A 21,078-nucleotide genomic window follows, 5' to 3' on the forward strand; every position below is an offset into this window, starting at 1 on the left:
GTCAGAAGATTCTGCGAGACTGACGTGGGAATGAAGGGGGTCACGATGGCGTTTCCCATTCCACTCGCCTCAAAGATGAGTGGGGCCTCGGTCGAGCAGCTCGCGTACTGGAGAAAGACCAACGTCCTGATTCCAGAGATCGAATCCAGCGAGCGGCCCTACCTGTACTCGTTCCGCGACATCGTCGCGTTGAGAACCTTTGCGTGGCTTCGAGGCGACCATTCGCTTCAATTGATCAGGCAGGCCCTCGCGACGCTTCGCGAGATGGATCTTGTGGATCACCCGTCGACATACAAGCTCGTGAAGCTGGGTCGCAGTATTGGCGTGCATCACCCGGGTGCTGAGGCGATCGATGTAGGCCGGGAGCCGGGTCAGGCAGTAATCGGTACATTCGCTCAGGTCTTCGCGGAATTCGAGACCGTGAATAAGCGACGAGTCGATCCCCTGCTGCGCCCCCGCGTTGGAGTCGAGGTAAATCCCGGCCGGTTAGGGGGATGGCCGACCATCGTGGGGACCAGAGTTCCTTATGATGTCGTCGCGAGCCTCATCGACGACGGATCAGTATCGCCCGAGGACGTCGGCGCCTACTACCCAGGCGTGACAGCTTCTGCCGCGTTGGATGCTCTCGACTACGAGCGCTCGGTACATGGTGAAGCAGCGTGAAGATCTACCTTGACGAGAACCTGCCTTATGTTTTGGCCGAGCCTCTGTCTGTCGTTTACAGAGAACACGTGTTCTCGACGCACCTGGAAGAAGGACTCACGGGGACCGAGGACATCCCTCTTCTCACGAGCCTTCGTGCGCGAGGCTTTGAGGCATTTGTTACACGTGATCGTGCTCAGCTGCGTGACCCTGACGAGCGAAAGGCCGTCATCAACTCGGGCTTGCGTTGGGTCGGAGTCGCAGACAAACGACTAAAGGGCTTAGAGCAGATCACGGTGACGGTCGCGACCCTCGTAGCGGGGCTTCGTGTGGTGATCGAACACGCACCGGAGGGGCCAACGAGCTACGCGCTCAAGACCGTGCAGCACGGGGCAGGGCAGCTGGTGACCATACGAGACATTCGTGGTTGAGTCGACCGCTTCTCGTTGCCGACGTTACCGACGCAGGGCTGGATCGTGACGGTTCCAAAGAGCCAACACGTAATCTCCAAGCTGGTACTCAAACGGTTCGGGGAGAACCGAAATGGCGACGTACGTGTCGCCACTTTCAATAAGGAACATCGCCACACTCGCTTCCGATCGGTCGCGTCGGTTGGGTATGTAGAGCACTTCATCAATCACGATCCTTCGGCATCGGAGAACGCCTGGGGCGTTATAGAAACGCAGGCCGCTCGTGCCCTTGACCGCATCGATGCAGATCCGTCGGAAACGGCCGGTGGCGCGATCGGTGACGATCGAGACAGAGACGCGCTCAAGCGGCTGGTTGCGCTTCATTTCTTGCGCAGGCAAGCCACACGGAACGTGTTCGACCTCAGTTACGCGAGGCGACGCAAGGAACGTCTCGAGGAGGTTTCAGCGGATCCACTGCGTCTGAACCCCATCGCGGAGCGCCTGATCGGGCATCGCCCTCGATCCAGGTCCGAATTCGATTACGTTCTCCGTCGCTTCGGTGAACACCTCGACAAAGCGCAAGAGCGAATCTTTCAAGATCTGCTCATGGATATGGTTCGGCGATCGGCAGCTGACCTGGACCAGCTCGAACTTCAGATTTGGCGTGCAGGTGAGTACGAGTTCATGATCGGAGATGAGGGAGTCGTTTCCCTCGACGCGGACGGTCAGCTGGCGGACGCTCAGCTCCTGGGCAACTTCGTGCACCTTTTGCCGGTGGGACGCAAGTTGTTGCTTGGGATCTCGTCCGCACCGGACATCATCACGCTATCCGGGCCCGGTGTTCGACGCATCAACGCCTTCGAGCTGCACGGGGCTGAGCGATTTGCCTACTTCCACCCACATAGTGGTCTACAGACGTTCTGCGACGAGGAGACTGACCCTACTGTGTGATCGTGACCTGAGTGGACGTTGCGCTGCCCGGCACTATGTATACCGGAGCGAACGGCGACGAAGGATACCGAGGTCGTCGTCCATCCGGAGACCAGTCCGAAACGGGCGCAGGAACGAACTGGAGACGCTTCGGGTTCGCGAGCATGTCTTCCGCTACCTCTTGGCTGATCTCATGGGCGATGGCTGCCTTCAACGGAAGCAAGGCATCGGTTAGTTGGGCAATAATTCGATCCAACATCACCTCGAAGCTTTCAATCACCTCATGCGGGATCGGCGTCTCGACCGTCAAGGCGAAGACTCGGTCGACCGCGATGGTCCCATCAGGTTGACGTCGCAGATCCACGACCGGTGTTGTGGTGAGCATTCGGTTCTCGGAGTGGGCGGCGAACTTGTTGCGAAGCGTCTTGAGTTGAGATGAGAGTTCGAGATCCTCTTCGGAAAACGTGATGAACTTGTCGAGATCTGGCCGGACGTTCGATCCACGCGTTCGCGAATATGTCACGACGGCGTACGAGCGTAGAAATCTGATCATGTCGACGTCATCCGTCGAATGCGTCTTCTCGAGAGCGCTTGCCGCTTGCCGAAGGTCGTGCATGTGGCTGGCGGCTTCGATGAACTTCTCGACCGCAGCAGAGTGCGGCACCATTGTCTGGACTTGCCCGAGCGTGGCATGGACCCATTCAAGAAGTTCCGACCTGGCGAGTTCTTCGGAAGGACCATGCATCTCGACTGACCGTGTAGGCCCGCCTTCCAACGGGCGGTACTCAAGCGTCGCGATCCACCCTGGGCCACGCTGGTGCCCGTCTGGCGCAGGTAGGCAGACGGGATCACTGTAGCCTCCGGGTTCGAGAGCAATAGAACTCATCACCCCAGTATGTCTTCAGGATCCGGGTGGCCACCCACAACTGGTCTCTTGATCTGTCAAGGAACATGCTCGATCGATCGCGGCGTTCTCAGATCTAGGCGCAGACGGTGCACCCCAGTCCACGCCTTGTGCGCGTGTGGATCACTCGGATGTACAAGTGGCCAGCGTCACAAGCGAAGATGGCCGACTTCTGGCTGCCGGCGGTTACCTCGTCAGCGGCGAACGAGTTGAGGTACGGGTGAAGTTGTCGAGCGACCTCCGGGAAGCGCGCGCGAAGGGACGTGGTGGACCCATCCACTCGTGAGCCCGAGCAGTAGGGGCAGCCGGTCACGTCCCGCGATCGTGAGGCTGGCGACGCGCTGTAGCGGTGGCCGCGAGAGCATCTCCAGTGCCGTAGTTTGCTGGAGCAGTAAATGACATCCTTGGGTGTCAGTCCGTTGTTCCTCTCGTAGTCCCAGTCCTTTGCTACGGAAGGTTCGCGCGATTGCAGGTCATTGAACCCGACGAGCAGAACCCTATTCCGGCAGATGGGGCAGCCATTGCCCTTGGATCGAGAGCTGCAGGCCACGGACCACAGGTGACCGAGCTCGCACTGCCAGGTGAACACCTGCGTTGAGAATGCGCGCACGCCGTCGAGCGTCTTGCCGTCGTTGAGTTCGGGACGGAACTGGGCACTTGCCACCGGGTTGTGCGCGGTGAAAGACAAGCTTTCGAAGTCGGGCCGCCGTTTACATTCAACGCACCCCCTACGCACACGCTGTGACACCGTCTGCGATCGGCCGTGCCCGCTACGACATTTCCAATGTACGAGAACTGCTCCCAGTCCGACCGTGTCTGGGTTCAACTCCGGGTTCCGGTCCCAGTCCCAGTCCGCCGCCACGTTGGGTGCCCGCATTGCGAGGGACGTCTCCCCGGGATACGGTCGCGCTCGCGGGCCGCAGTAGGGGCATCCGCTGTTCCCCTTGTGTAGCGCGGCTGACAGCACGCGAACGCTGCTCTGGTACCGGTGACCGGTTGGACAGATGAAGTCGATGGGCACTGTGGTTTCCTCGTCAATCTCGTCGATCGTCTGGGTTACGGGTGGGCGAATTGCCCGACTGATGATCTCCGCGTGGAGCCGATCGCTTGGCATCGAATGGAGCATGTCGATTGTTCGCGAGAACGGTTCAAGCGGCCGCGCGACGGGAGCCAGGCCGACAGATCGGAGCAGATCGTGAGCTCCCGGAAACAGATCATGCGGCCCCGACTTCGGGCACGCCAAACCCATGAGCGTTTCGTGCACGGCTCGGAGAACGGGCCGCAGAAGCAGCCAAAGCCGGTCGGTAATCACAGCGGGGTTTTCGGTGATTGCCGCGGCTACCGCTGCGTGCAGTAACCCGTGCGACTCGGCGTAAGTTCTGCTTCGATCGCAAATCGTCGTGATCAGGCGTTCGTCTGTGATTAGGTGAAGTGCGAACACAGCTTGTGGGAAGACATCCACGTCGCGCGATCGTCGTCCGCTGCAAGCTGCCCAGTATCGCGCGATCCGGGTCACTTCTCTGTAGAGAGAGCCGTTGACCCGCTGAGCCTCCACCAACTTCTGAAGGCACGCATCGGCGGTCGAGTGGTCGGCGCTGATGAGGGCGTGATCTTCTGGCCGGACACCCGGCGCGATCCAGAGACGATGGATCGCGCACACAAAGGGCCCGAAATGCGGAACCTGTTCGATTGCTTCGCCGTTTGAGCACAGCCGGCAGACCCACCGGTCTTCGAGGCCCATCCGGCAACGGCTGCATTCGGACCCGTCATCGTGACGCAGCGGAGACAAGAACGCGTCGCTTTCTTCCCGTAGCCCACCAAACTCACACGCGAGCCGCCGGCGAGCCGCCCCGATCGGAATGTTGTCATGCTTGCGGATCTCCGCGGCGATGGCTTCAACCTTCACCTCGAGGTTGTTTTCCCGGCATAGGCGCGTGGTGAAACTCTCGACGGTCTCGTAGTCGTGCGGAGCTATTCGAAGCGGCAGTTGCCTCTGGACGCTACGCGGCATGAGCTGAGTCCGTTGAACGCCATCCGCCAGTTGCTTCTTCTGTCGACATATCGAGGTCGATCTTGTCCATGAGCGCGAGAGTGAGCTCCTCGTTTTCGGGCCTTTTTGCTGTAGCGATGGCGTATTGAGCGCTTTCGCGGAGTAACTGGTTCAGCGGTCCGATGCCGCCGCGGGTGCGGTTGTAGAGGTAGTCCGAGAAGCCCGTGAGCTCCTGCGGGCTCTGAGCGAGGAGCCGCAGCTCGCTGCCGAATGCCTGGACGATTCCTCGCCAGACGACCTTGTGTTCCGATGTGGTGTAGCCGTAGTTGTCGATGAGCTGTTGCCGGAACCGACCGCGAACCTGCCTGTCGCGGCTCGTTCCGCTGAAAATTGCACCCTGATGGATGTCAATTCCTGCGTAGATGAAGGTCGCGTGGATCGAGTTCGAGAGGTCTTTGAGGAAGTCGACCGTTTTGGCTGAGTCTCGATTGCCGCCTTCGAGGTTGTGGATCTCGTCAACGATGACGAGCACCGTTCGCCGGCCGTTGAGCTGAGGGACGACGAAGCGCTTCATCATCTCGACGGTGTCGGATTTTCGGGGGGTGTAGCCGAAGAACTCGCAGAAGCGGCCCAGCATGGCCTTCACGGTGGTGCCTTCCGGGACGTTCACGAAAGCGACCGGAATGTCGCCGTTGGCTTCCCACTCGGAGTGATTGCGGGTGTAGTCCTGGAAGACGATCCGCGCGGTGTTGAGAATGGCAGTTGTCTTGCCCATGTTGCTTTCCCCCGACACCAGTACTCCCTGTCGGCCCCACTTCTTGCCGCGATTGGTTCGCATCGTTGAGAGGGTGGACATGGCGATGCGTTCCAGCTGCGGCGTGATCACGGTGATGTCGGTGCTGAGGTAATCGATCCTCTCTTCCTTGTATTTCGCGCAGTCGGCTTTGCTCAAGCGCGTGTACCCATCGATGGTGAGCGCGCGCGGTGCGGGCGTCTTGTTTCGGAGGAACGCCGTGAGACCGAGATGGTTGTTCAGATCGTTTTCGTCGGCGGTGTGCTGCTGGTCAGTGTTCATTAGAAGAAGTCTCCAAGTCGGTCAGTAAGGGGCGTGCTGGCGTCGTAGGTCTCGAGTTCGTCATCTTCGGAGTCGTCGAACGCAGGAGTGAACGGGGTGGGGGCGGCGTCGTTGTCGTGCACTGGGATCGAGATCCCCTGCAGGTTGCGGAGCTCTAGGTCCATCTCGTTACGAGCGTGCTTGCGAGTGTCTGGGTTCATTGTGAGGACGACCGATCGGGTGATGTCTCGGGCTTGTTCGCGACTCAGCCCGAGGTTGCTGTTCACGAGGTGGTCTGCGGCGCGTCGCATCGAGCGTGTGAACGGTTTGATGAAGGCGTCGCCGTCCATCCAGTCGCACTGGATCCATCCGCCGTTCTTGTGGTCTTCGACCCAGACAGCTTTGGGGTTGCTCGGATCTTCGCGAACGTTGTAGCTGAGCTTGCCGCGGCCGCCCGGGCCGGGGACGTCCCGGTAGGGGTTCAGCTTCACGGAGTCATAACGTCGGTAGCCGATCTGGATGCCCTTGGTAGTGATCTTCCGTTCGGTGATTGGCAGCATCCGGATGTAGTCGTCGCCGGTACGCGGGACGGGTACGAAGTCGTCGGTGAGGTTGAAGAACGACATGTACGCCATGTTCGGGGTGAGGCGGATGCTGGGGTCGTATGGGTCGCGTAGCCCTTCTGTGAACGTGTTTTGCCAGACGATGGTTATCCAGCGCTCGGAGAGGGTGAGAAGCGTGTAAATGTCGAGTAGACCTGGCTCCTTCTCTGGCGACTCGCCTCGGTTCTTCACGCTGTTTCCCTTGTAGCCGGGGAGGTGCTGGGCGAATCCCACGTCGATCGTGCGGAACGCTCGTTCGACCATGCCTTTGTCGTAGGGGGTCTTGGGGCTTGCCTCGGTGATCGTCACACCAAATTGTTTGCAGGCGGATACGAACGCCGCGGAGAGGTAGTCCATGCCGTGGTCAGTGACGATGCGCTCAGGCACGATGAACGGCTGGTTCACATTCAGCTTGGCGGCGCGATCGGCCGTAAGGCTGGCCGCCCACGGCATGGTCGGAGCGTCGATCTCCTCGAAGCCGGGGACGGGCCGCAGCTCTTGTGGGACGAAGCAACGACTGAGCAGCAGGGCGTGGTCGTAGCCGCGAGTCGCGTATGGGTTCACCGCCACCCCGATGATGCTGCGGGTGGCCTTGTCAATGATGATCGTCAAGACGACGCGAATCGGGTTGCCGTCTCGGTCGAGGACGACGATGTTGAACGGGCTTGAGTCGATCTGGCATTCGCTTCCGGGTCGGACGGGCGGCCGCGAGTTGTGCATCTTCCGTGGTGCGCTGGTCGCTGTCCGTCGTAGCTTCGCGTCATCGAGGGGGTACATGCCCTGGGAGAGTCGCTTCACGTAGACAGCGATGGTTTTCTCGGTCGGGATTTTGATCTCCTCGCCAGGGTGGCGCTTCGCCAGTTCCTCTTTGACCCTCCCGATGAGGCGTGTGCCAGTTCCGGTCGCGAGGTTCCTCTCTTCGCTGACGACATGCGCAATCGCATCGATCAGGCGTGGGTCTGCGTTTCCGAGGGGTTTCGTGGGTCTAACCTTCCGCTTGTCTACGAGGCCAGCTCGGCCGAGCTTGCGGTAGTTGCTGATGTGACGTTCGAGCGTCCGTGGCTTGATCTCTTTGTCGGCGGCTTGGCTAAGCTCCCTCGACTTGGTCGCGATTCGTCCAGACAGCGTGGTCATCGCCGGATCGTATTCCGGGCGGATCGTGTCGCCTCGGAACGGTTTTGCCTCGATGATCTCCAGGATGTGGGCTTCGAGAATGACGAGCTCCTGGTTGTTCTCGTCCTTGTCGAACGCGTGCAGTTCGGCAGCGCCGAAGGTGGTGAACTCTGGCGGTGTCGCCAACCGGTGGGGCAGGTCCGTCACCGCGCAGATTTCAACCTCCTGGGTGTCTTCGTTTCGCAACCGAAGTGCGCGGCCGCTGATGCCGACGAGGATGTAATTGCCGTCCACGAATTCGTACCGTTGCCCGAGTCGTAAGCCACGATTCATGCGTTCTCCTCCCGGCTCTGCACCCTCAGTCCATCCGGGCGGTACCCGCGGACGTGGAGACCGCCCCGGGTCTTCCAGATCGCTCGCTCGAGCGCAGTTGGCTCTACGCCAGCACGGAAGGCGGCGGAGTCGACCCCGAGGCCGTTGAGGGTTGCCCAGTCGTTGAAGAGCTGGTTAGGGCCGGTAGCGCTATTTTCCCGGCTGCCGACACTAGGTGTTGGGGTCATGGATGGGTCCTTTCGAGGATGGTGTTCAGTGTGAGTTGTGCGGTTGCGTCGAAGAGCAGTTCGCGTTTCCACATGAGGTGGTAGATCTCGTGGGGGCGGTGGTCGGCCAGCAGGAGCTCGCCAAGAGCGGTAGGCGCTTGAGCTGCGGCGAGGATGCGCTCGCGTCGTTCGGCGGTTGGCGCGTACCGGGGGTGGCGGTTGTAGCCGATCCAGTCGAGGTTGTGCCGTTGGACTCGCGTTAGTTCGGTGATGACCTGGTAGTCCCATCCGATTCGCTTGCAGACACGCCTGGTGTTCTCGAACGAGGTCGCAACCTTGCCTTTGATGCGAGACGAGTGCTTCGAGTCATAGACGGTCCGGCTTCCATCGGTGTGGACGGCGAAGAAGTCAGGGGTGTGGTCGCTGCCGTCGTCGAAGTAGATCTGCATCGGCTGGGTGGAAATGGCTCGGATTGTGCCGTGGTGGTCAAGGAGCTTGAGCGAAGTCATCTCCTCGAACGACTCGTACCAGACGTGACCGTCGGTTGCAGCCATCCAATAGAAGCCTTCATAGTTCGCGCGGTCCTTGTATTCGGCTGGCTGGCGGATGACGGAAGCGGTCTCGAATGGGATGTTGAGGGCGCGCTTGTCGGCCCGGGTCTTCTGCGGTTCGCGGCGCGCATCGGTCCACAGGATGTACTCGCCTACTGTCTCGCCATCGTTGCGGCCGTAGCCGTTGACCGGTGCGCGGTACCTGGCCATATGCGCTCTCCTTCCAAACTTGTTGCGGCTCTTATTGCGACGGCGAACAACTGACCCGCCGTCGCTTTCACTAATCTCTATGCGGCGAAAAGTTCGCCTGATGTCTGAGGAACGACGCGAAGGCTCTGGCCCCGAGCCTGGTCGGTGTTCGGAGCCGGCGGGGGGTCGGCGGCACCGCCGGAGATCAATTGAGTTGTTCGCCAGGTCATCCGAATTTGCACGCCGGGCGTTCGACACGTTATGGTGATTGATAGCACCATAGGCGCAGAGGTGTCTAGAGCGCATCGATTTCGGGTTGCCCGCGATTCGGTGCGGTTCGTCTACGCTCGTCGTATGCCCAGACCGCCTCGTCAGAGACCGCGCGAGCTCGTTGACGACTGGCCGAAGCCGGCGTCCTCGAGGGTCGCAGAGGCAGAGTGGGGAAGAGTGTCGGGGAAGCCGCAGGACGATAGCCTCATCAAGCCTGCGCGTGTAGCTCGGCAGTTCGCGATCAACGTCCGGGCCGCCATCGCGGATCGAAGCATCCGTGAAGTCGCTGAGGTCTGCGGGCTCGAGCACTCCGTGGTCGTCCGGGTCCTCAACGGCGAGCAGTGGGCCGACCTGGTCACGATCGCGAAGCTCGAAGATGGACTCGATTCGGACCTGTGGCCGCGTCGGGATGCTCGCGGCTAGCTCCCGACGTGACTCGGGGCCTGGACGGCGTCTGTCGCAGAGCGGCCCGTTGCCTGGGTGCCGCGGACGTCCGAATGGGAGTCGCCGGGCGGCAAGCGCGCCGAAGCGGCTGGGGTCCGTGAAGGTGGCGAAGGTGCGCATGTCAATGAACATGCGGCGAAAACGCTGCGACGCCATGTTGGCGGACTTGGTGCGCCAAGCGGTCCGGATAGCGCGAGCTCGAGCGCGTCCGGCGGCGGTATAGATCGTTATGTCGAAGTACATGCGGCGAATCTGTCGCGGCGCGTGTTCTGACCGGCATTGCTCGATGCGCACGGCGATGCGACGACCGGCACGTCACGCGTAACCCGCGAGCGATGGAACCCCCACTCGGTGCCCTGGGCGGATCGATCGTCTGCGCCGAGGTGGGGTTAGCTACCGGTCACGCCGGCCATGACGCTGGAATTGGCGAGGGACGGGGCTCGGGCGACGGTCATGCTAGTCGGCTTCGCTCGGCTGCGTGACGGCGAACGCTTGTGAAACTGCTTCATGGCTCACGGCCATAAGACAGCGAATTCCGCGCCACCACTGGGATCGCGGGGGTTTCAGGCTGCTTGTCTTCCGTCTCGCGCTGGGGGTAGGGCCTATAGAGAACCAGGGGCTTTATATATCTATGGGGTGGAGGGGGAGAAATACAAAGGGGGAGCCTCGTAGTGAGAAGTAGTAGTAGTAAGACAAGAAGACATATCTATCTATCTATCTATAGATCGTTGATTTTCCGCGGTTCTCAGCCCCGAATCTTGTCTTACAGCTCTAAGACCAGAGCCGTTTTCGTAAGTTTCCGGAAGACGAGCGCTGGTTGCTGGCGGCCTAAAGCCTGGTTTCGGTGGCGTTCGCGGCTGCGAGCGGGCGGCCCTGAAGCTGACGTGGTCTGCACCGGGCACGAAGCTGGCCTGGGAGCGCGCGTATTGGCACGCGGCCCAAGAGCCCGACTGCGATCATGTATCAACGCGGTGATACATAACCCCGGCGAGCGTGTCACTCGAGTGACACATTTGCACGAGCCATGTATCTGTCCGCTGTACAAAGCCAATTCGCGTTGATGACACGAACTTCGTATCACTCAGCTGATACAGCCGTTGTGTCGCTCGATTGACACAATCGTTTCGCCGCATGTCTTAGATCGATAGCACGTTCACTATGAAGTTCGTATCGCCTCGCTGACACACGGTCGGCCGAAGCGGTTCGTGGCGGGTCAGGTGTGAGCGACAAAGAAACGAGGAGGAAACATGTCAGAGTACGGCGCCGCGACGGCAGCATTCGAAGATCTGGCCGGGGCCATCCTCAGTGGAACCCGCGCACCCAATTCGCGCCTCCCCACATCGCGCGAGTTGGCGAGAAAATCGGGGATCGCCATTGGTACGGCGAATAAGGCGCTGGGGATGGCGGTGGAGATGGGCCTCGCCATCGATTCAGGACGCGAGCGACACGTGGCTCCTGTTACCGCGGGAACGAGAGAATTGCGCCCTGCGGTCCGCAGTCTCATCGACGATGCACTAAGGAACGCCACCGATCTGGAGACACTCGTCCTCCTCATCCGCGGCCTCTGGGAGCAGAAGAACCTCCGCGCGAACGAATCCTTCGAGGATGACCGCTACGCCGAGCTCGTCCCCGCGGAATTCGTCTTGGGTGGGGCTCCCGAGCCGGAGCACACCGATGAGGTGACCTCGGACGACATGCCTTTCTAGCATGGCACGCGCTCGAGGACTGACTCCAAGCCCGTCGATTGGGTACGCAGCCGCTGGGATCCTCGATTCAATCACCGGTGGGCGCAGCCCTTGCGGGCTGCAGGGGCATGGTGCAAGATAACACCAGTATAGGTCGGCATCGAGGAATCCGGGACGCTTTCGCCGACCACTGACCGGGTCGGGGAGAGAGTCAGGTGGGTCCAAATCATGATTCGGCCGAGGACGCCGTGATTGCGACGTCGTGCACGTGCCGCGCCCGCGTGGAGGCGCGGCCCGGTTATGACTAGATACGTGGACCTCCGTGAGCTACGCGGGCGCTGGGGCACAGCCCCGGACGTGGACGACCTTTCCGAGTTGCTGGCCAGGCTTCTCGCCCAGCACGGGATCCGAACGATCACTGCACTTTGCTCTGTCACGCCCGCGACGGCCAAACGATGGGCAAAGGGGGTCACTGCACCCAACCGAGCGAACATCGCCCGCCTGCTGTTCGTTGAGATGACGAGCCGGATGATCTCCTACCGCGACTCGGAACGCGTCGCTGCCACGTGGTTCACCATGCCGAACCCGTGGCTGCGGGACAATGTGCCCGTCCGCGTCCTCGCTTCGAGCGATCCGGGAAGCTCGGAATGGGACACGGTCGCCCAAGCAGCTGCCCGTTTCACCTTCGGCCAGCCCGCAGATTGTGCGCTCACCGACGACGCGTCTCGTGTACCACGTGTCTCAGCACCGGTTGTGCCGAAGGAGGAGAGACGTGGCTCGGACGCCGGATGACCGTGCAGCGGAGATCGACGCCGGACTGGATTGGGTTTCGATTCACGATGCGGAGCTTCTCGATCGACTGGCCGAAACTTAGCGGGTGAACGCTGCATTCGACTTGGGCCTCGTGGAAGCTTTGCCTTGATCTCGGCATAGTCCTGTGAATCTTACTGGGCTGAAGACGGGATTGAGTGTCGGCCGGCTGCGCGCAGCGTCTTCGTTGAAACGGTCGATTTTCTATGCCCGCACCTGTGGAAGGTCGTGTCGTCGTCTCCCGATCTTGGGTGCAGTTGTTCCATGCAGCGAGGCCCGCCACTTTGCTCGGGTGTCGGCTTGATGCATCGGAGAGCGGGCATTGTTAGTGAAACGGCCTGGAGGCGCTAGGGCTCGAGGTCATCGTCCCGGCGGCGGCGGCCCATTTCCTCGTCCCGGCGTCTGTCAGCCTCTTCCTGATCGATCGAGCCAGGAACCGGGTCGGTGAGCTCCGCATGGGTCCACGTCTCGGCAAAGTCGGACGTGGGAAAAGTGATCCAATCGTATGTGCGCCGGTAGGTGTCCGGCCCGACCTTGACCCAGCTGTCAGGCATGACGCTCGGGTTCGCATGAGTGAAGACGGCACCTATGGGTAGAGCGTTCAGAAACGCTGCTACGTCCATGGCAAGGTCCTTCCATAGTCGATGGTGCTAACAATCACCGTACCGCACAGCGGGCGCGTCGTTGTGGAGTTTCGCGAAAAGATGACGCTACTTCGCGCCAGTTGTCGTTTCCTCGGTTCGGATTCGCCACCTGCAACGACGCCTCTCGCCAGAGCTGCAGACGAAGCTCCAGCAGTGACCGCGTCCAACGCCTCGATTACTTCCGTCGAGCCTCGAAGTCTCAGGATTTCGAGCGGAGTCCCACCGCCGAGGGAGGGATCGCTGCCATTCAGCCACTGGCGAGCCACGGGCAATGGCCGCAGAAGTTGAGCACGAGCGAGCACGCCGTCGAGATCCACTATCAAGACCGCGGTTTCCGGGCTCGGTAACTCTTCTCCGGTAAGCCACGCGCCGACCTGGCGGGGGGAAACGCGCAGAGCATGTGCGACCTTCGTGCGCCCATCCAACGCCTCCACAAGCAAGTGCAGCCGCCTCTGCACAACAGACCGCGGACGGCCCTTCGTCTCAGCTCTCGAGCTCATCGCACACGACCTCTCCTCGAGGATCCCACTCAAGCGCAGGTGCACCACCTCGCGTCAGTCCCACGCCGTTCCGTGCGTGTCGGCTGTGTCGGCGTGCGGCAACGAGAGCGAGCATCGGCGGCAGTCGGGCATGCGGTCGGCTGCCGGCGCCTTCTTGACCCGGCTACTCGACCTGTTCGGCCTCCGATCGTTCCTTGAATCGCCATGCCGCGTCGACGATCGTCTGCACCGTGTCTTCGAAGTCGAAGCCGAGTTGGAACGGCACGGCTGAGAGGTGGGGTGGAGTCCCGAGCACGGTTAGGGCGAAGACGGCCGTCTCCTTCGGGGTCGTGGTGGAGACGAACGTCGTCTCGGGCGAGACGGCGAAGGAATCGGTGGGTAGACGCTTCGCAACCTCGTCGACGACGGCACGGGCCTGTGGGACAAGAGCCTTCGCTTCCTCGAGTGTGCGGTGCCCAACCGAGGGCTCCCCTTTCGGCGAGGTGCGCTTGGTGGCTGGTGGATTCGGGTCGCTTGGTCCCGGACGGGTCGGACGATTACCTGGGCCAACACGTTTCGCGATTGAGGGCCCTGGCGGAGGGGTCGGCTTCGATAGCGCGGACAACAAGGAGTCGAATGCCCATTCGGTTGCAGCTGTCCCAACCCAATCCCATGCAAGGAGCCCTGGGTCCTGATCCCGGAGCGCGGTGAGCGGCGGCTCGCCACCGACAATTGCGTTCGGACGTGCGAGCCATTCGGCAACACTGCGCTGCGCCTTGATGAAGGGGATCAATTCGGCCACAAGCGCAGCGAACCTCAGCCTTCCGCTGGCCTCCCTGGACGGCTTTGACTCGCCGCGCGCCCACCGCCGCACAGTGGACGGATGGACGGAACAGAGTCGCGCGAGCGCTTGTGCACCCAGCTCAGCGACTAGGCGAAGCGTTAGCTCACGAGGGTCCGTGCGGCCCGCGGGGGTGCTTGAATGATCGCATCTGTCGGGAGGAGTCGATTTTGCCATGTAGTCCTCTCGGGACGCCATTGCTGGTGCTTAATAACACCGTACCTCAGAATTCGGCCATGCTTGTGCGGGGCGTGATTCCCGCTGTTGCGTATACCTCGTCGATCACACGCATTGTCGCGAGAGCATCGTCCATGCCCGTTCGAACTGGGGCCCCGCTCAACGCCGCATCGCGGAACGCCTCCAGTTGGTACGAGTAACTGGGCCTGCGCTCTGCGTGATCGATTCTCACTCCCGCACCATTCCGAAGTCGCGATCTGCCGAATAGATGCGGCATGAGCGGGTTCAGGATGTGCAGTGTTCCCGCGTCACCGACGACGCGGATTGAAAGCGTCAGTATTCGGGCCGAGCGCAGGCTCACGGTCAGCCGGCCTGCGATACCGGACGGGAAGCGAAGATCCGCTTTCATCGCGCGGTCGACCCGGTGATCTCGGACAGTTAATGCGGCTGCGGACTGTACCGACGGCTCCTCGCCGGTCAACGACCGCAACATGTGGACCGCATAGCAGCCCAGATCCATCATCGCCCCGCCGCCTAACTCATAGTCCCATCGAATGTCGGGCCCCGGCGGAAGGGGGACGCATAGGCTCACACGTATGGAGCGGACCTGCCCGAGTTCACCGTTGGCTAGGTGCTGTCGTTGCCGTTCGAAGAACGGGTGATAGCGGTAATGGAACGCCTGAACGACGGCGACCGGCGATCCGTGCGCTGTCTCCGCCACTCGCCGTGATTCGACAGCGGTCATAGCGGAGGGCTTCTCGCACAGCACGTGCTTTCCCGCTCGTATCGCCCGAATTGTCCATTCCGCATGCTGAGAATTGGGCAGCGGAATGTAGATCGCATCGACTGTCGGATCGTCCACCACTGCCCGATAGCTGACGACCGATCGACCAATGCCGTTCCGACGAGCGAATTCGGATCCTCGAGCTCCATCCCGGCTACCGACGACGGTGACCTCGACGCTCGGGATGATGCGCGCCGGTCTAAGCAGTGCATTGCGGACGATGCGCGCCGTGCCCAGCACGCCGATTGTGAGCGCCGGCTGTACTGAGGCATGCATCTGACGTCCGTTTCGTCGTATGTCGAAGCATCCGTTCGTGAAGCGCCGGCTCCGTAGTGTTGAGCTATGACCCACCGTGCTCCGTATCGTGCCGACGTGGTCGGCAGTCTTCTGCGACCGTCGACCGTGAAGAAGGCGCGTCTCGATTATGCGGCGGGAACGATTTCGGCGACAGGTTTACGGCAGGCCGAGGATGAGGCGATCGGGCCGGTTGTGCAGCGCCAGGCCGAGGCGGGATTCAAGGTCGCGACCGACGGCGAGCTTCGTCGGGCATGGTGGCATCTCGACTTCTGGGAATCACTCGAGGGCTTGGATGTGGTCGACGCCGAATCCGGCATCGCCTTCCAGGGCGTGTCGACGCGGCCGAAAACGATGCGGCTGACGGGGCCCATCGCCTTCCCCTCCGACCATCCGTTCCTCGCCGATTTCGCCGCGCTGAAAGACGATGCGATCGCAGTCGGACTCGAGCCCAAGATCACCATCCCGTCTCCGACCGTCCTGGACTTCCGTCTCGACAACGAGCGCATTGACCATGACGCGTACGCCGATCGTGACGCGATGATCGACGACCTGGTGCAGGCCTATCGGGACGCGCTCGCGTCGCTGTACGCGAGCGGCGCCCGGTACATCCAACTGGACGACACCGCCTGGGGTTACCTCTGCTCCGATGTCGAACTGGAGAAGGCGCGCGCGCGGGGAATTATCACGGACGGCATCGCGGAGCGGTACGCCATTCTCATCAATCGCGTGCTTGAGGGACGACCGTCCGACCTGACCGTGACCACTCACGTTTGTCGAGGCAACTTCCGCTCGACATGGATCTCCTCCGGCGGCTATGAGCCGGTCGCTGAGCAGTTACTCGGAGGGACGGACTATGACGGCTACTTCCTGGAGTACGACAGCGACCGTGCAGGCGGCTTCGAGCCGTTGCGCTTCCTTCCACAGGGCGACAAACGCGTAGTGCTCGGGCTGATCACCTCCAAGTCCGGTGAGCTTGAACCCCGTGAAGCCGTCATCGCAAGGATCGACGAAGCAGCTCGATACGCTCCGCTTGACCAGCTGGCGCTGAGCAGTCAGTGCGGTTTCGCGTCCACTGAGGAAGGGAATCTGCTCACCGAGGATGAGCAGTGGCGCAAGCTCGAGTCCGTCGTCTCGATCGCCGACGAGGTATGGCCCGACTAGGCAGCCGCCATCCACGGCTCGATCTCGCTCACGCCTTTGCCCAGCTCGGTTAGAAGAGCGGCAAGGGCGCCCTGGAGCGACGCTGACTCATCGATCTCGCCGACGACGAATCGAGTCGCGTTCTCGCTGGAGCGCAGACTAGAAAGCTCCACGGACGATAGCAATGCGTCGAAGACGATCGGGCCCGCCTCTCCCAGCTCGCCGCCGACTGCGATCAGGCTCGGCCCGAGAATCTTCGCAGCGTTGGCGAGGGCACGGCCGAGGTAGGCGCCGGCCTCGGCGAGCACCCGCTGGCAGGCGGCATCTCCGGCTCGTGCCGCGGCGATGACCTCGGTAAGCGTTCGTTTGATTCCCGGTGAGGTGCGCACGGCCGACACGATCGCGCGCTCGGAGATAAGAGTCGTGAGGCAGCCCCGGCTGCCGCAATAGCAGACGTCGCCGCCGGGATCGACAGCGATGTGACCGAGGTCGCCGGCCATCCCGCTGCCACCCTGATAGATGGATCCGTTGATGACGACACCGCCTCCGACACCCTCGGATGCGCGGACGTAGAGCAGATCCTCAGCGCCGCGTCCTGCTCCCCATGTCCATTCGGCGAGCGCTGCGAAGTTGGCGTCGTTGTCGACGAGCACGGGAACATCGAGGGCCCGGCGGAAGGCAGCCGAGATGTCGACCCCGGCCCAGGCAGGGAGACGGCTGTTGCACCAAGGGGCGATCGCCCCAGTGGCACGCTCGATGGGTGCCTGGACTGCGACCGCGAGGCCGTCGATCGCATGGGCGGTCGTGCCAACGGCTTCGGCCAGGTCGCTGATCAGTTCCAGGGCCGCCTCGATGGTGCTGTCGCCATCGATCCGCTTTTCGACGCGCTCCTGGTGCGAGAAGGCATAGGCCGCGCCCCGGATCGAGTGGTCGGCAATCTCGATCGTCACGTAGGTTCCCGAACCCGTGACAAGTGTCACGACGCCTTCGCGCCCGTTGATCGGACGGATCTCGACGGTCCCGTGCTTCTTGAGATCGCGCACAATCGCATTGACGGTCGCTGCGGAGACGTTGAGTGTGCGGGCGAGCTGGGCTTGGGAGGAGGGGCCCTCCGTGCGAAGGGTGTCGAGCAACCGATTGACGTTGGCGGATCTACGTGAGTTAGTCACAGCCCCGGGACCGATTCTTTCTGGATTGTTCGTCACATGCCCAGACTATCCTTCATTTTCTGAATGATCGGCCGGACGCCGCTCATGGGGGGTGAGCGACACCCGGCCGAACTTTAGGTGGTTGCTCGGCGTCGGACGTAGCTGATCCGGTCGAGGCCGACCGCGATGATCAGGACGATGCCCACTGCCATGAGCTGGTAGTAGGACGAGACACCGATCATCACCAGACCGCCCTGGAGGATCACGGCGAGAGCGGCGCCCCAGACCGTTCCGAGGATGGAGATCCGGCCACCTTCCAGGAGCGTTCCACCGATGACGGCCGCAGTCACCGCGTTGAGCGCGTCATTGGCGTGACCATTGATGCTCGTGCCGGCGAAGTGCGCGATGTTGATGAATCCAGCGATGCCGGCCAGCGCGCCCGCCATGATGGTCAGCTTGAGAAGATGCGCGGGTACCCGGATACCTACACGTTCTGCCGAAGGACGGGACGAGCCGATCGCGAGCGTCCGCATCCCGAACCGAGTGAAACGAACCACGAGGAAGAGGATCACCGCCGCGACGATGGCAACGATCGTCGGCAAGGGGATCGGACCGACTGCCGCGAGGCCGAAGCCCGACTGCAGCTGCGCAGGAAGGCCTCCGAGGTCCGCACCGCCGCTGATCACTAGTGCGAGACCGGTTCCGACGCCGAGCGTTCCCAGCGTTGCGATCAAGGCGTTGATCCGCCCGTACGCCACGAGGATGCCATTCACGAGACCGAAGATCGCGCCGGTGAGGACTGCAGCCACGAGACCGGCGAAGATCCCCAGCCCGAGGTTGCCGGTGACGTTGCCCGCCGCATCCGGTGCGACGACCGCCTTCATGATCGTCGCGCCGACCACCGATGACAGGACCAGGTTCGCTCCAAGCGACAGGTCGAAGATCCCGGCGCCGAGCAGCATTGTCAGGCCGAGAGCAAGGAGCAGCGCTTCGGTTCCGGTGAGCAGAAGCGCCTGAATGCTGCCGAGAGAGGCGAAAAGCCCATGTGTGACGATGCTGAAGAAGATGAACAGCACAATGTCCAACAGCAGGATGGAGGTGGCGCGACTGGACAGCGTCTTCTGCCACCACGGCTTCGGCTTAGTCGCTCGTGTGTCGATGGCCGGGGTGGCTGTGGTGCGCCAATCTGTCGCAGGCGCAGGCGCAGGCGTCGGCGTCGGGGTCGGGGTGCTCATGATGCTTGTTCCTTCTTGTAGCCGACCATCGTCGCGACGACTTCGGGGACGGTGAGGTCGGCGGCCGGGCTGTCCAGGACGGTCTCGCCGCGCCAGAGGATGACGACGCGGTCGGCAAGGCCGAGAACTCGGGGAAGATCGTGTGACACGACCACGACTCCGAGGCCCCGGTCGGCGACGCGGCGCATGAGATCGCAGACGAGCTCGGACTGCCGAGCGCCGAGAGCGGCGGTCGGCTCGTCGAGGAGGACTGCCGTCGTCGATCGCATGACAGATCGGGCGACTGCGACGGCCTGACGCTGACCGCCGGAGAGATCGCGGATAGGGACGGTCAGCGAAGGAAGAGCGATCGACAACTCACGAAGCGCGGCGTCCGTCCGCTCCTCCATCTCCTTGCGGTCCAGGATGCCTAACAGGCCGCCTGCACCGCCGGTGAGGATTTCGTCGCCCAGGAACATGTTGTCTACGACACTCAGGTCAGGGGCCAAGGAGAGGTCTTGGTAGACCGTGTCCACGCCGAGCCTCTGCGCATCGCGTACGGAGGTCATCACGACCGGCTGGTCATCGACGATGACCTCGCCGTTGTCCGGTTTGTGACTTCCTTGGAGGATGCGGAGGAAGGTCGACTTTCCGGCACCGTTGTCGCCGAACAGGGCGACGATCTCGCCGTGGTGCGCGGTGAGCGAAGCATCGCGCAGTGCGTGCACGTGGCCGAACTGTTTGCTCACGTTGCGTGCGGCGATCGCCACACCTGGGGTTGCCAGGGCCGTGTTTCCGTTCGCTACGGAATCGTCAGCGCCGGATCGGGGCCGGTTGCCCGCGTCGGGTAGTGAGTCGTCTCTCACGTCGCGCTCCTTTGCACTCGGGTTCCGCATCGTTAGGGACTACGGAGCCGGGAAACTTCATTGTCTCGAATGATTTTGACGATTGGAACCGTAAATTGCAACAGTTACTTAATAATTTTTCCCAAAAACCTTGACTTTGACGGTTTGATGATTCACCTTTTGGGTGTGGTCGTTATCGACCGTCCCAATCACAACGGGGTGACATGGACTCGAACCTGTCTCCCACTCCGCACCCCAGGAAGGCAGTCATGCACAGATACGCTCGCCGCACCGCCGGCGTCCTCGCCGCAGCATCCCTCACCGTCGGGCTTGCCGCCTGCAGTTCGGTCGCATCCGTCCCCGCGGACACGTCCGGCAGCACCAAGGGCATCACGATCGCCGGAGTCTTCGGCAACACGTTCGACCCGTTCTGGACCTCCATCGGTTGTGGGGCCAGCCAGGAAGCCAAGAAGCTCGGCGTGACCTACAAGGAGTTCTCATCGACCTCGGCCGACACGGCAGCATTCGACCAGAGCTTCAACTCCGCCAAGCTGACCAACCCGAACGGGATGTTCGTCAACCCGCTCAATCCGGACCAGTTCGTCAGCCAGTACCAGACCCTGATGAGCCAGGGTGTGCCGATCGTCACGCTCAACGCGACGACCCCTCCCTCCCAGTACAAGATCGTCGGGACGGATGTCACCCACCTGGACTTCGTCGATGACACCGTCGCCCTCGTCCCCAAGGATGCCTCCGGCAAGCTGGCGATCATCAACGGCGTCCCCGGCCTGGTACCGGTCGAGAACCGTCTGAACCCGGTCGTTCAGGCGATCCTCAAGGGGCGTTCGGGCCTGACCGCGCTCGACCCGGTCTACACCCAGTTCGACTCGTCCAAAGCCACGCAGGCCGTGTCCTCGCTCATTGTGGCCAACCCCGACCTCCAGGTGATCGTCGCCGCGGACGGTCCAGACGGTGCCGCGACCGCTGCGGCCGTGAAGGCTGCGGGCAAAGCGGGGAAGATCACCGTGATCGCCCTCGACGCTACGCCGCCGGAGGTCGCCGCGCTCAAGGACGGCACAATCACCGGGCTCGTCGCTCAAGCGCCCAAAAAGATCGGGGCCGAGCAGCTGAGCACGCTCGTCGACTTCCTCAAGACCCAGAAGACACCGTCCGCGATCAAGCCAACAAGTGACACCACCGGCATCCCGCAGAAGCTCCTCACGTCGAAGAACGTGGACGATTCTGCCAACAGTGACTGGGTGTACACCGCCTCCTGCAAGTAGGCGGTCCACTGCGATCGGCTCGTACGACGCGGTGCGGGCGGCCAAGGGGCGTCACCCGCACCGCGTGGTCGCGACGACCAACGATTCAGAACC

20 protein-coding genes are annotated in these 21,078 nt (G+C 62.1%); 8 read left to right on the top strand and 12 right to left on the bottom strand.

Going from position 1 to position 21,078, the window contains the following annotated elements; all coding sequences use genetic code 11:
• Positions 1–45: 45 nt before the first annotated feature.
• From HNR13_RS19395 to HNR13_RS19405, 3 genes are read left to right on the top strand one after another with little or no spacing between them, the layout of a single operon-like run.
• Positions 46–663 carry a DUF433 domain-containing protein gene (locus HNR13_RS19395; protein ID WP_179608370.1) on the top strand — a complete coding sequence of 206 codons (618 nt, stop codon included), beginning with the start codon at positions 46–48 and terminating at the stop codon, positions 661–663.
• Entirely contained in the window at positions 660–1,073 is a 414-nt protein-coding gene (locus HNR13_RS19400; protein WP_179608372.1) for a PIN-like domain-containing protein, read from the top strand. Before HNR13_RS19395 ends, HNR13_RS19400 begins: the two co-directional genes overlap by 4 nt.
• A gap of 45 nt (positions 1,074–1,118) precedes the next feature.
• The gene (locus HNR13_RS19405) at positions 1,119–2,003 is read left to right on the top strand and encodes a DUF4238 domain-containing protein (protein ID WP_179608374.1); all 885 of its coding nucleotides are present in this window, start codon (positions 1,119–1,121) and stop codon (positions 2,001–2,003) included.
• On the opposite strand, the gene HNR13_RS19410 is transcribed toward HNR13_RS19405, so the two are convergent.
• The 5 genes from HNR13_RS19410 to HNR13_RS19430 all read right to left on the bottom strand — a co-directional run bounded on the left by HNR13_RS19410 (position 1,993) and on the right by HNR13_RS19430 (position 8,945).
• Positions 1,993–2,727 carry a hypothetical protein gene (locus HNR13_RS19410; protein WP_179608375.1) on the bottom strand — a complete coding sequence of 245 codons (735 nt, stop codon included), beginning with the start codon at positions 2,725–2,727 and terminating at the stop codon, positions 1,993–1,995. The genes HNR13_RS19405 and HNR13_RS19410 overlap by 11 nt on opposite strands.
• Before the next feature lie 235 nt (positions 2,728–2,962).
• Positions 2,963–4,897, bottom strand: a complete 1,935-nt coding sequence (locus HNR13_RS22130) for a zinc-ribbon domain-containing protein (protein ID WP_179608377.1) — start codon at positions 4,895–4,897, stop codon at positions 2,963–2,965.
• Complete coding sequence (locus HNR13_RS19420; RefSeq protein ID WP_179608379.1) at positions 4,887–5,951, bottom strand: TniB family NTP-binding protein; 1,065 nt, start codon at positions 5,949–5,951, stop codon at positions 4,887–4,889. Before HNR13_RS19420 ends, HNR13_RS22130 begins: the two co-directional genes overlap by 11 nt.
• Positions 5,951–7,939 (bottom strand): DDE-type integrase/transposase/recombinase, encoded by a 1,989-nt coding sequence (locus HNR13_RS19425; protein ID WP_179608380.1) that lies wholly within the window; start codon positions 7,937–7,939, stop codon positions 5,951–5,953. The genes HNR13_RS19420 and HNR13_RS19425 overlap by 1 nt, the downstream gene beginning before the upstream one ends.
• Before the next feature lie 262 nt (positions 7,940–8,201).
• Positions 8,202–8,945 (bottom strand): TnsA-like heteromeric transposase endonuclease subunit, encoded by a 744-nt coding sequence (locus HNR13_RS19430; RefSeq protein ID WP_179608382.1) that lies wholly within the window; start codon positions 8,943–8,945, stop codon positions 8,202–8,204.
• Positions 8,946–9,371: 426 nt separating this feature from the next.
• On the opposite strand from HNR13_RS19430, the gene HNR13_RS19435 reads away from it, so the two are divergent.
• The 3 genes from HNR13_RS19435 to HNR13_RS19445 all read left to right on the top strand — a co-directional run bounded on the left by HNR13_RS19435 (position 9,372) and on the right by HNR13_RS19445 (position 12,115).
• Positions 9,372–9,617 (top strand): helix-turn-helix domain-containing protein, encoded by a 246-nt coding sequence (locus tag HNR13_RS19435; protein ID WP_179608383.1) that lies wholly within the window; start codon positions 9,372–9,374, stop codon positions 9,615–9,617.
• A gap of 1,268 nt (positions 9,618–10,885) precedes the next feature.
• A complete protein-coding gene (locus tag HNR13_RS19440) occupies positions 10,886–11,344 on the top strand; it encodes a GntR family transcriptional regulator (protein WP_179608385.1) in 459 nt (152 codons plus the stop codon).
• A 336-nt stretch (positions 11,345–11,680) separates the two neighbouring features.
• Positions 11,681–12,115 (top strand): hypothetical protein, encoded by a 435-nt coding sequence (locus HNR13_RS19445; RefSeq protein WP_179608387.1) that lies wholly within the window; start codon positions 11,681–11,683, stop codon positions 12,113–12,115.
• 365 nt (positions 12,116–12,480) lie between these two features.
• On the opposite strand, the gene HNR13_RS19450 is transcribed toward HNR13_RS19445, so the two are convergent.
• From HNR13_RS19450 to HNR13_RS19465, 4 genes are all read right to left on the bottom strand, one after another.
• Entirely contained in the window at positions 12,481–12,756 is a 276-nt protein-coding gene (locus HNR13_RS19450) for a hypothetical protein (RefSeq protein WP_179608388.1), read from the bottom strand.
• On the bottom strand, positions 12,747–13,277 hold the full coding sequence (locus HNR13_RS22135) for an antitoxin Xre/MbcA/ParS toxin-binding domain-containing protein (protein WP_382312455.1): 531 nt from the start codon (positions 13,275–13,277) through the stop codon (positions 12,747–12,749). Before HNR13_RS22135 ends, HNR13_RS19450 begins: the two co-directional genes overlap by 10 nt.
• A gap of 163 nt (positions 13,278–13,440) precedes the next feature.
• A complete protein-coding gene (locus HNR13_RS19460; RefSeq protein ID WP_179608392.1) occupies positions 13,441–14,058 on the bottom strand; it encodes a hypothetical protein in 618 nt (205 codons plus the stop codon).
• A 262-nt stretch (positions 14,059–14,320) separates the two neighbouring features.
• Positions 14,321–15,334, bottom strand: coding sequence for a Gfo/Idh/MocA family protein (locus tag HNR13_RS19465; protein ID WP_179608394.1), 1,014 nt, complete (start codon positions 15,332–15,334; stop codon positions 14,321–14,323).
• A 66-nt stretch (positions 15,335–15,400) separates the two neighbouring features.
• Here HNR13_RS19465 and HNR13_RS19470 point away from each other — a divergent pair, with 66 nt between their 5' ends.
• Positions 15,401–16,516, top strand: coding sequence for a 5-methyltetrahydropteroyltriglutamate--homocysteine S-methyltransferase (locus tag HNR13_RS19470; protein WP_179608395.1), 1,116 nt, complete (start codon positions 15,401–15,403; stop codon positions 16,514–16,516).
• On the opposite strand, the gene HNR13_RS19475 is transcribed toward HNR13_RS19470, so the two are convergent.
• The 3 genes from HNR13_RS19475 to HNR13_RS19485 form a co-directional block, all read right to left on the bottom strand.
• Positions 16,513–17,628 (bottom strand): ROK family transcriptional regulator, encoded by a 1,116-nt coding sequence (locus tag HNR13_RS19475; RefSeq protein ID WP_179608397.1) that lies wholly within the window; start codon positions 17,626–17,628, stop codon positions 16,513–16,515. The genes HNR13_RS19470 and HNR13_RS19475 overlap by 4 nt on opposite strands.
• 149 nt (positions 17,629–17,777) lie before the next feature.
• On the bottom strand, positions 17,778–18,878 hold the full coding sequence (locus tag HNR13_RS19480; protein WP_179608398.1) for an ABC transporter permease: 1,101 nt from the start codon (positions 18,876–18,878) through the stop codon (positions 17,778–17,780).
• The gene (locus HNR13_RS19485) at positions 18,875–19,723 is read right to left on the bottom strand and encodes an ATP-binding cassette domain-containing protein (protein ID WP_218881273.1); all 849 of its coding nucleotides are present in this window, start codon (positions 19,721–19,723) and stop codon (positions 18,875–18,877) included. Before HNR13_RS19485 ends, HNR13_RS19480 begins: the two co-directional genes overlap by 4 nt.
• A gap of 248 nt (positions 19,724–19,971) precedes the next feature.
• Here HNR13_RS19485 and HNR13_RS19490 point away from each other — a divergent pair, with 248 nt between their 5' ends.
• Entirely contained in the window at positions 19,972–20,985 is a 1,014-nt protein-coding gene (locus HNR13_RS19490; protein ID WP_179608401.1) for a sugar ABC transporter substrate-binding protein, read from the top strand.
• Positions 20,986–21,078: the final 93 nt, after the last annotated feature.

Source organism: Leifsonia shinshuensis (genome assembly GCF_013410375.1).
Lineage (GTDB): Bacteria > Actinomycetota > Actinomycetes > Actinomycetales > Microbacteriaceae > Leifsonia > Leifsonia shinshuensis.